9 protein-coding genes are annotated in these 11,000 nt (G+C 47.5%); 5 read left to right on the forward strand and 4 right to left on the reverse strand.

The annotated features are described in order from the left end of the window. The gene (locus NEE14_RS08415) at nucleotides 1-495 is read right to left on the reverse strand and encodes a metallophosphoesterase family protein (RefSeq protein ID WP_251967761.1); all 495 of its coding nucleotides are present in this window, start codon (nucleotides 493-495) and stop codon (nucleotides 1-3) included. A gap of 59 nt (nucleotides 496-554) precedes the next feature. Between NEE14_RS08415 and NEE14_RS08420 the strand changes: the two genes are divergently transcribed. The 3 genes from NEE14_RS08420 (at nucleotide 555) to NEE14_RS08430 (ending at nucleotide 5,181) form a co-directional block, all read left to right on the forward strand. Beyond that, nucleotides 555-2,636: an RNA degradosome polyphosphate kinase gene (locus NEE14_RS08420; protein WP_251967760.1), complete on the forward strand. Its 2,082-nt coding sequence runs from the start codon at nucleotides 555-557 to the stop codon at nucleotides 2,634-2,636. A 5-nt stretch (nucleotides 2,637-2,641) separates the two neighbouring features. Further along, nucleotides 2,642-3,307 carry a hypothetical protein gene (locus tag NEE14_RS08425; RefSeq protein WP_251967759.1) on the forward strand — a complete coding sequence of 222 codons (666 nt, stop codon included), beginning with the start codon at nucleotides 2,642-2,644 and terminating at the stop codon, nucleotides 3,305-3,307. A gap of 878 nt (nucleotides 3,308-4,185) precedes the next feature. Beyond that, on the forward strand, nucleotides 4,186-5,181 hold the full coding sequence (locus NEE14_RS08430) for a DUF4837 family protein (protein WP_251967757.1): 996 nt from the start codon (nucleotides 4,186-4,188) through the stop codon (nucleotides 5,179-5,181). Here NEE14_RS08430 and NEE14_RS08435 read toward each other — a convergent pair. Continuing rightward, nucleotides 5,176-6,567 carry an RsmB/NOP family class I SAM-dependent RNA methyltransferase gene (locus NEE14_RS08435; RefSeq protein WP_251967756.1) on the reverse strand — a complete coding sequence of 464 codons (1,392 nt, stop codon included), beginning with the start codon at nucleotides 6,565-6,567 and terminating at the stop codon, nucleotides 5,176-5,178. The genes NEE14_RS08430 and NEE14_RS08435 overlap by 6 nt on opposite strands. Before the next feature lie 53 nt (nucleotides 6,568-6,620). Here NEE14_RS08435 and NEE14_RS08440 point away from each other — a divergent pair, with 53 nt between their 5' ends. After that, nucleotides 6,621-7,325 (forward strand): SAM-dependent methyltransferase, encoded by a 705-nt coding sequence (locus NEE14_RS08440; protein WP_251967755.1) that lies wholly within the window; start codon nucleotides 6,621-6,623, stop codon nucleotides 7,323-7,325. Nucleotide 7,326: 1 nt separating this feature from the next. Further along, nucleotides 7,327-7,908, forward strand: a complete 582-nt coding sequence (locus NEE14_RS08445) for an acyltransferase (RefSeq protein ID WP_251967754.1) — start codon at nucleotides 7,327-7,329, stop codon at nucleotides 7,906-7,908. Between the two features lie 58 nt (nucleotides 7,909-7,966). Here NEE14_RS08445 and NEE14_RS08450 read toward each other — a convergent pair whose 3' ends face one another. Then, nucleotides 7,967-9,214, reverse strand: a complete 1,248-nt coding sequence (locus NEE14_RS08450) for a 3-deoxy-D-manno-octulosonic acid transferase (RefSeq protein WP_251967753.1) — start codon at nucleotides 9,212-9,214, stop codon at nucleotides 7,967-7,969. A 182-nt stretch (nucleotides 9,215-9,396) separates the two neighbouring features. Further along, nucleotides 9,397-10,914 (reverse strand): glutamate--tRNA ligase, encoded by a 1,518-nt coding sequence (gene gltX, locus NEE14_RS08455; RefSeq protein WP_251967752.1) that lies wholly within the window; start codon nucleotides 10,912-10,914, stop codon nucleotides 9,397-9,399. Between the last annotated feature and the right edge of the window lie 86 nt (nucleotides 10,915-11,000).

Consider the following 11,000-nt stretch of genomic DNA (forward strand, 5'->3'; position numbering starts at 1 on the left):
TTAACGGTTTCCAAGCTCAATGACTTCCAGATCCTTGATCTTATCACCATCAATATTAAAACGCAGCAAGGTTCTTTTCAGGTGAAAACCGCTTTTCCCGGCTGCACCCGGATTCATATACAGGCATGACAAAGTCGGATCAAACGCCACCTTCAATATATGAGAATGCCCGGCTATGAACAGCTGCGGACGCGTATCAAAGAGTTCTTTCCGGATTTCAGGATTATAACGCCCCGGATAACCGCCGATATGCGTCATCATCACGCGGACCTGTTCAATCTGGAAATGCGCGATCTTCGGATATTCCAGGCGCAGATTCTGACCGTCTATATTTCCATAAACGGCCCGCAAAGGACAGATAGCCGCCAAACGGGCCGCCAATTCATCCGAGCCAATATCTCCGGCATGCCAGATTTCATCACAATCGGCAAAGTATTTTCTGTATTTGTCATCCCAATAACCATGGGTATCCGACAAGAGCCCAATTTTTCTCATATTTCCATTCGTTTGTTTGACAAAAGTATCTATATTTACGATTCCAAGCGAAGCATATTATGGAAAATGTTTATCAATATTTCAAGCGGGATATTAGTTGGCTGTCTTTCAACTACCGGGTACTGATGGAAGCCGAAAATGAATCATTGCCGGTGTATGAACGGATCAAGTTTCTCTCGATCTATTCATCCAACCTGGAGGAATTCTATGAAATCCGTGTGGCCGAACACCGCGGTGTAATCATGAAGAAGAATTATACCGAAGAAAGTACGGAAGAAGCCGAAGAAACACTGGCAGCAATCACCCGTGAAGTAAACTGGCAACAGCAAGAGTACAAACGGGTCTTCCGGGAAGTCGTAGCCGAACTGAAGCGTCAGCACATTCATTTGTATCTCGACAGTCAGCCGGAACCTTTTCATGAAGCGTTTGTCCAAAACTTCTTTAATGAAGAAGTCTTTCCATTCCTGGCTCCGGTGATGATCCAGAAAGATGACATCCGGACCTTTATCCGCGACCGCCGTCTTTATCTGGTAATCCGAATGACAAAGAAAAGGCATACTCAGGATGCTGCTCTGACAATAGGACAACCGCCTTACCAATATGCGCTGATGAAAATACCTTATTCCAAAGTGCCTCGCTTCATCGAGCTACCCAGCCACGATGGAGAATATTACATCATGTTTATCGATGATATCATCCGGGCGAACTTATCTTCTATTTTCCCCGGTTATGACATTGATTCATGCTACAACATCAAGATATCACGTGATGCCGACATATACCTGGAAGATGAGACCAGCAGCAGTATTGTCGAGAACATCCGCAAGAAACTGAAGAAACGCAAGATTGGAGCCTTAAGCCGTTTCATGTATGACATGAGTATGCCGGATGACTTTGTAGACTTCCTGTGCAAGGCCTTTAATATTGCGGAAGAAGATCTGGTAAAAGGCGGCCGTTATCATAATCTGCAAGATCTGGCCAAACTGCCCAATCCACGGGGAAAGGAATTGGAACGTCAGGTTCCATCACCCATGCGCGTACCTTTCCTAGATGAGATGGGCTCAATGTTCCGGGCAGTCAAGAAGCGGGATGTGTTCTTGCATTTTCCATATCAGTCTTTCGATTACCTGATCCGTCTGCTGATGGAAGCTGCTTTCGATCCGAAAGTAGATGAAATCAAGATTACGCAATACCGCGTTGCCGAAAACTCCGCCGTGATCAATACACTGATCAGCGCGGCCCAGAACGGAAAGAAAGTCACCGTATTTGTGGAACTGAAGGCTCGTTTCGATGAAGAGAACAACATGAGCGCAGCCGAACGGATGATGCAGGCAGGCATTCGGATTATCTATAGTATTCCGGGATTGAAAGTCCATGCGAAGGTAGCCGTCATTCTCCGGAAAGACGCTGACGACGGACGAAAACGAAAAGATATAGCCTACCTCAGCACCGGGAACTTCAACGAGAAGACAGCCCGCATATATTCGGATATGGCCCTGCTAACCTGCAATGAAGCTTTAGTACAAGACATCAACAAAGTATTTGCCGTATTGGAAGGCCGCCTGTCGAACCCGACATTCTCTCATCTGCTGGTAGCACGCTTCAACATGGTACCTGAGCTGGAACGGATGATTGAACGGGAGATTGAACATGTGCGCCAGGGACGAAGAGGAAGAATTGTCCTCAAGATGAACGGGCTGCATGACAAACATATGATTGACTGCCTGTATCATGCCAGTGAATGTGGTGTAGAAATCGATCTGATTGTCCGGGGAATTTGTTGCCTGGTGCCTAATCAGCCTTATAGCCAGCATATCCGGATCACGCGCATCGTGGATATGTTTCTCGAACATGCCCGCGTGTGGTATTTCTATAACGACGGGCAAGAAGACTTATATCTGACATCGGCCGACTGGATGAGGAGAAACCTGAACCGCCGCATCGAAACGGCATTCCCTATTCTGGATCCTGATATCAAACAGCAGATTATCGATATCCTGCAAATCCAGTTGAAAGATAATGTCAAAGCCTGCTGGATCGATGAACATTTGAAGAATATCCCGAAAGTGGACTATCATCCGGAGAAAGTCTGCGCACAGCTGGCAATTTACGAGTACATCAAAAGCAGAAATACGAAATAAAGGACATGGACTGGAGCGAATTTTATCCTTTCCTCTTCGGTATCGGACTGATTGCAGCGGTCATGTTAGCGTATGGCCTAGGTCTACATGTAGGCAAACGGCAGGAACGAGTTGCCATCAGCCGGAAACGGTGGAAGCAGAAACAATTCCTGATCGGCCGGCAGCAGACGGAACGGGAACAATATCTGGAGAAAATCCAGTTCTTGGAAAAGGAACTCGGACGGATCAGTCAGGAATCAGCAGACTATCAGCAGAAGCTGGATGATATTGCTTTCTATCGGCAGAAGATTCTGATCTGTGAACAGCAGATCAAACAACTCTCGTCGGCTGAAACAGAACATCCCGGCTTATCGATTCTCCTGCAATTAAAGGAAGATCCACAGCATACCAATCTTTCCCGGCAGGAATGGGAAACCTTGTTTGCCTTCACCGACCTGTTATTCAACAACACCCTCTCGTCCTTGCAGGAGAAATATAACCTCACCCGCCATGAGCAGGAAATCTGTTGCCTGCTGAAGTGGCAGTTTTCCCGCAAGGAACAACTTGCCGTCTTCAACAATACCTCCGAAGCACTTGCCAAATCGAAGAACCGCCTCAAAAAGCATCTCCAACTCGACGACAAGACCGATTTGGATTGGTTTGTCTGGCAACAGTGCTTAAACCAACACTGAAACATCTCCCGAAAAGAGCGAAAAAGATTGCAGGAGCACATTTGATACACCAAATCACCCGTTGCGAGGTCGCGTGAGCACATTTGATGCACCAAATCACCCGTTGCAAGGGTGCGTGAGCATATTTGATGCACCAAATCACCCGTTGCGAGGTCGCGTGAGCACATTTGATGCACCAAATCACCCGTTGCGAGGTCGCGTGAGCACATTTGATGCACCAAATCGCCCGTTGCGAGGTCGCGTGGGCACATTTGATGTACCAAATCGCCCGTTGCGAGGTCGCGTGAGCACATTTGATGCACCAAATCGCCCGTTGCGAGGTCGCGTGGGCACATTTGATGTACCAAATCGCCCGTTGCGAGGGTACAAGGGTACATTTGATGCACCAAATCACTTGTTGCGAGGGTGCAGGAGCAGATTGTAGATCGACAAACACCCCTTGCGGAGTTGCGTGGGCAAATTGAAGACCGACAAACACCCCTTGCAGGGTCGCATGGGCAGATTGATGACCAACAAACACCCCTTGCAGGGTCGCGTGGGCAGATTGAAGATCGACAAACACCCGTTGCGGGGTTGCGTGAGGGGATTGAAGATCGACAAACACCTGTTGCGAGGTCACAAGGGGAGATTGAAGACCGACAGACACCTCCTGCAAGTCTGCAAGAGCGATTGCCTGCGTATCTTTTTCCTCCCTTATCTGTCCGCATTCTACCCGTATTTTATCTTCCTTGTCCTTATAAACTACTGAACCACAATAGATAGAGAAGAGTTCCATTTGTCCGCCTATAAAATAAAGGAATCCGATAAAGCCATACTACCTTTGCCTCTGTACTTTTTCACTCATATTTGTTTATTCAGGTTTAATAGAAAATGGCTTTATGAAAACGAAACATCTACTCTCGATTCCTCTCCTGTTGAGTGGAATCGCATTACTCGGACTGGCGAGTTGTAATTCCGGTTCCATCATCAAGCGGGCCACCGGAGTTCCGTATGAAGTACTGGTTGTAATGGATACGAGCTTATGGAAAGGACAAGTTGGAGAAGCAGTCCGCGATAAACTCCAGGAATCCTACCCTGCCCTGCCTCAGGCGGAACCAACGGCTGCCATCTCCTATTGCGAACCGGCATCTTTCAACGATTTCATGCGTTATGTACGCAACATCCTGTTGGTGGATATCAATCCTAACGCTTATACAAAAGTCTCACTCATTGCCGACAAGGATGTATGGGCCAATGGGCAACAAGTGATGCGTCTTCAGTCTCCTTCAGCAGATTCTCTGTTGTTGTATATGCAAGGGAAGAACAATGATATTCTAACCTATATCCGGCAACTGGAACAGAAACGCTATGCCCAATATCTGCAGGAAAACCACAACAGCCTGCTGGCAGAAAAGACACGTTCATCTCTGCAGCTGGAAATCTGTGCCCCGGAAGAGATGAATTCTTCGCAGATCGATTCTACATTTCTCTGGTTTTCCAACAATGCGAACACCGGACGGATGGATCTGATCTTCTATGCTTTTCCAGCAGAAAATGCTGACGCGCTTGACAAGTCGCATCTTGTAGCCATGCGAGACTCAGTAACCCGACTGCATATTCCAGGTTCGTTTGAAGGATCGTACATGACAACAGAAAGTCGTTTTCCAGTCGAATATGAACCATTACCCAACGGGAAACAGCCAGGTGCTGTGATACGTGGCTTGTGGAAAATGCAAGGCGACATGATGGGCGGACCATTTGTCTCGTATGCCTGGTATGATGCGCCCCGCCATCGGGTAGTTGTAGCAGAAGGATTCGTCTATGCTCCCGAAACCAACAAGAAACTCTATATGCACCGGCTGGAATCCGCCCTGCTCACGGCACGGATTTTATAACACTAACCGACGGATTTCTTCCGGATTATAACTGCTGCGGATGCGCCACTCTTGCGGATAAAGGTTATTCGCCCGGTTTCCTAAATTCTTCACGAATCCGATAGGACGCTGCTGATAAGTCAGCAAGACATACCCTTTCTCCGCATCAGCCGGAAGCACCAGCGCTTCTTTCCGGAAATAACGGATAGCCGTCTCATCATCCACTTCACATAGGGGGAAAGCTGTTGGATTTAAGGCTGTACTCAACGCCAATGCTTGCGCCGGCACCCAGTCTTTTCCCTTCCATTCGCCCAATTCGATTCCTGCAGAAAGGATATGAAGTTTCTCTTGCAGTAATGGATAGATTGCTTGTACTTCGGAGGGCAGCAAAGACAGACGACTATCATTCCAGACGGGTTGATAAGTCTCGCTTGCACGAACAGCAGCAAGGATGGATGCCGGGATGTCGGGTTGCTTCTTACCTTTCTGTTTCTTGTCTTTATTCTTGGTCTTGATCCGAAGCTCCTCTCGTTCGCCATCTGCTTTCCGCAGAGCCGCCAGAAAAAAGCCTTCACCGCGTGTCCGATGTGGGAAAAACCGATATACCGGATTTGCATATTTCAAGGCTCCACACACGCCCCAAGCATCTTCGATCGGAATAGACAATGGCTCGGCTCCCAGTTCATCGATGATGTATTGGATGTTCTCCTCATCTTCTTCCGTATTATACGTACAAGTACTGTACACCAGCAAGCCACCGGGTTTCAGGGCATTCCAGATATCATGAAGGATACGCCGCTGACGGGAAGCACAAAGCCCGACATTCGCCACACTCCACTCACCCGTACTATCTGTATCCTTACGGAACATGCCTTCGCCCGAACAGGGCACATCTGTTACAATCACATCAAAGAGATGAGTCAGTTCCCCCACTTCTGCCGGATCATTATTCGTGACAACATGGTTCGGATAGCCCCATTTCTGGATATTCTCTGCCAGAATATAGCTGCGCGACCGGATTACTTCATTGCTTACCAGTACACTTCCTTCGGGAAGAAGGCTCAACAGATGAGTAGATTTTCCTCCCGGTGCCGCACATAAGTCCAGACAGACCACCGGTTCCTGAACATACGTCCGGACTGCCTGTTCAAGGAACATCGACGAAGCCTCCTGTACATAATAAGTGCCATTTTGGAACAACGGGTCGAAAGTGAACGAAAGGCGTTCGGGCAGATAATAACCCAGCTGGCTCCACGGAACCGGAGTTGCCTCCGGCCGCTTGTCGCTCTTCTTCGGATTTATTCGGATACTAACCGGGACATCCGCCATCAACGCTTTTTCCAGTTCTGTATATTCGTCGCCTAAAAGTACCCGCGTACGGGTAATAAAATCAATAGGAAGTGCCATGTGTGCATGAATTGTTTCGTGCAAAAGTACTACATTTGCGGAAAATTAGAACTATGCAAGCATCATTATATCTGATACCGGTCACCTTGGGCGATACCGAACATCGCCGGGTATTGCCGGACTATAACCGGGATGTCATCTTGGGCATCCGTCATTTCATTGTCGAGAATGTCCGCACGGCACGCCGCTTCTTGAAGAAAGTGGAACCATCCATTGTGATCGACGACTTGACTTTCTATGAACTGAACAAGCACACATCGCCTGAGCAGGTGGCAGGCTATCTGAATCCGCTGGCTCAAGGCGAATCGGTAGGTGTGATTTCCGAAGCCGGCTGTCCGGCTGTAGCCGATCCGGGAGCCGATGTGGTAGCGATTGCCCAGCGCAAACATTATCGGGTCGTTCCTCTGGTAGGTCCGTCGTCTATTATTTTATCCGTGATGGCATCCGGATTTAACGGACAGAGTTTTGCTTTTCATGGTTATCTGCCTATCGATGCAGCGGAACGTACCAGTACCATCAAGAAGCTGGAAGGACGGATTTATGCCGAGAACCAGACGCAGCTCTTTATCGAAACGCCTTACCGCAACCGTAAACTGGCAGAAGAACTGATCCGTACCTGCCGCCCGTCCACGAAGCTGTGTATTGCGTCGAATATCACTTGTGCAGATGAATGTATCCAGACACGTCCGGTTAAGGATTGGGCCGGGAAGTTACCCGATTTCGACAAGAAACCGACCATCTTCTTAATCTATAAATAATATGGGAAACTACGAAGCACATCCAACAGCCGTCATCGACGAAGGCTGTCAGATCGGAGAAGGCACACACATCTGGCACTTCTCGCACATCATGTCAGGCTGCCGTATCGGGAAGTATTGTAATATCGGGCAAAATGTAGTCATCTCGCCCGGTGTAGAAATCGGTAATCAGGTAAAGATTCAGAACAACGTGTCTGTCTATACCGGTGTTATCTGTGAAGACGAAGTTTTCTTAGGACCCAGTTGTGTCTTCACCAATGTAATCAATCCGAGAAGCGCCATTTCCCGCAAGCATGAATACCGGAGTACCCGTGTGAAACGAGGAGCCACCATCGGAGCCAATGCCACCATTGTCTGCGGACATGACATCGGCGAATATGCCCTCATCGGAGCGGGAGCCGTTGTTACCAAAGACATTCCGCCTTATGCCTTAGTCGTAGGCAATCCGTCCCGACAAATCGGCTGGGTCAGTGAATACGGCTGCCGCCTCGAATTCGACAAACACGGCCACGCTGTCTGTCCGGAAAGCGGAGAACATTACATCTTAGAGAATAATCAAGTGCGGAAAATAAAGAATGGATAATTGACCGGCGAACTCCGATTGCAATTATCCATTCACTACTAGGAATATTTTTAGATTGTCAATGATCAAGCGCAGGCAAAATGTCGGAAAGTATTTTATCGGTCGCACCTACCTGGCTGGCCACGAAATCGCCTGCGGCTTTTCCGGCGGCCTGCATCACTTCCGGGTGCGTGATAAACTCGTTCATCTTATCTTCAAACTCTGCTATCGAATGAATTGAGAAACCACCGCCAACCTCTATTAAGTCTTTGGCTTCCTTAAACTTCTTATAATTCGGACCGAACAGCACCGGAATACCATAAACAGCCGCTTCGAGTGTATTGTGGATGCCGACTCCAAAACCACCACCGATATAGGCCATCTCGCCATACCGATAGACTGAGGATAAGAGGCCAAAGTTATCTATAATCAGGCAATCCTTACCTTCCAAGTCTTTTTCTGACTGGACTTCCGTCAGACGGATAAAAGGCCGTTCCAGCAGTGCTGCAATCGAAACCAGATGACTCTGGTGAATTTCGTGCGGAGCAATGATCAGTTTCATCCGTTCCTGCTTGTTGAAATACGGAATAATTACCTGTTCATCCTGTGGCCAGGAACTGCCTGCCACTAATGTCAGCAGTTTCTCTCCTTTTTCATTATGCACGAACTTGTCGATCAGCGGCAAATCCTTGGCCTGATTCCGAACTTCCTGAACCCGGTCGAAACGCGTATCGCCTGTTACTGTCACATTGTGAATGCCATATTCGGCCAACAACGCCTTTGAACGTTCATCTTGCACATACAAGTGCGTGAAGCAGTGTAACATTTTCCGATAAGGAGCGCCAAACCACTGGAAGAACAACTGGTCAGGACGGAAAATGGCGGAGATAATATAAACCGGAATATTCCGTTTCTTGAGAGCGGCTAAATAATTCCCCCAAAATTCATATTTGATAAAGACGGCAGCTACCGGATGTGCCAGCTTCAGGAATTTGTTCACCCGATAAGGAGTGTCGAAGGGCAGATAGCAAATGACATCGGCACCGGCATAATTCTTGCGTACCTCATATCCCGAAGGAGAAAAGAATGTCAGCAGGATTTTATATTGCGGATACCGGGCCTTGATCCTCTCCATCATAGGCCGTCCTTGCTCAAACTCGCCCAACGAGGCCGCATGGAACCAGATATATTTTTCTCCCGGCTGAATCTGTGTACGCAGAATACGGTTGGTACGCCATTGCCCCAGACGCATGGTCCGTGCTTTCTTATGAAACGGAGCGATCAATTCGATGATCAGGGAGTATAAATGAATAAGCAGGCTGTACATGGTTATTTAGGAGGTTAATAAGTAGACAAGTTGACAAGAGAACAAATTAACAAGGACTGAAGTCTTATCTTTCCTTGTTTATTCATCTGCTTATCAACTTATCCACTCTGTTTGTTTTATTTCTATTATCAAATGAAGTCCCGTCAATCCGTCACTTTATCAACGGTCTGCTTCATTTCTTCTTATCCCAAAACGTCAATAGCACGCTGGATACGACGAATCGTTTCTTCCTTACCCAAGGCTTCTGTGATATCAAAGATATGCGGACCCTTGCCTTCGCCAACTAAAGCCAAACGGGTGGCATTCATGATATTTCCCAAGTGATAGCCTTTGCTTTCAATCCAGGCTTTTGCCACATTTTCGGTACTTTCAATATCAAACGGCTCATGTGCGCGCAAGACTTCGATGAACTCTGTCAGCTGGGCAGCGCTGTCTTCTTTCCAGCGTTTCTTCCGGGTCTTTTCGTCATATTCAGTCGGAGCTACAAAGAAGAAGGCACATACATTCCACAGCTCCTTGATAAAGCTGACGCGGTCTTTCATCATGCCGACCACTTTCTCGACATAGGCTGGATCAGCCTCCACGCCATGCTCTTTCAAGATTGGCATGAACAAAGCGGCAATTTCCTTGTTGTCTTTCCGCTGAATATACTGGTGATTAAACCATTTTCCTTTCTCGTAGTCGAACTTCGCACCGCTCTTGCTGCAATGAGCCAGATTGAAGGCTTTGATCAGTTCGTCCATACTCATCACTTCCTGATCATTTCCCGGATTCCAGCCTAACAAAGCCAGGAAGTTGACAACCGCTTCCGGAAGATAGCCACTTTCACGATAACCCGAAGAAACATCACCGGTCTTCGGATCATGCCATTCCAACGGGAAAACCGGGAATCCCAGACGGTCGCCATCGCGCTTACTCAGCTTTCCGTTACCTTCGGGCTTCAGCAGCAATGACAGATGGGCAAACTGAGGCATCGTATCGGCCCAACCGAAATAACGATACAGCAGAACATGCAACGGAGCACTTGGCAACCACTCTTCACCACGGATCACGTGTGTTACTTCCATCAGGTGGTCGTCTACAATGTTAGCCAAGTGATAGGTTGGCAGTTGGTCTGCTGATTTATACAGCACCTTATCATCCAGAATTGATGAATTGATAACTACTTCTCCACGAATCAAATCATGCACATGTACGTCTTCATTCGGTTCAATCTTGACACGAACAACATACTGATTGCCGGCATCTATCAGCGCCTTTGTCTCTTCCGGAGAAAGAGTCAGTGAATTACGCATCTGCATACGGGTAGATGCGTCATACTGGAAGTTTGGAATTTCCTTCCGCTTTGCCTCCAGTTCCTGTGGAGTATCAAAAGCAATATAGGCATGACCGGCTTCCAACAGCTGGTCTACATATTTCTTATATATTTCACGACGTTCGCTCTGGCGATATGGGCCATAGTTTCCTCCGAAACCGACTCCCTCATCGAAATGAATACCTAACCAGGTAAGTGCTTCAATAATATAAGCCTCTGCTCCCGGCACGAAACGCTGTGAATCAGTATCTTCAATACGGAGAATCAAGTCTCCGCCATTTTGCTTGGCAAATAGATAATTGTATAAAGCTGTACGAACTCCTCCGATATGCAAAGCTCCTGTTGGGCTCGGTGCAAAACGGACTCTTACCTTTCTTTGAGTCATAATCTTACTGGATTAAATAATATTGGGGCAAAAGTACGCCTTTTTTTTCTGTTAATAAACTTTTTTGCGTACATTTCGCCGACAAA

The sequence above is a fragment of the Parabacteroides sp. AD58 genome (assembly GCF_023744375.2).
Taxonomy (GTDB): Bacteria; Bacteroidota; Bacteroidia; order Bacteroidales; family Tannerellaceae; genus Parabacteroides; species Parabacteroides absconsus.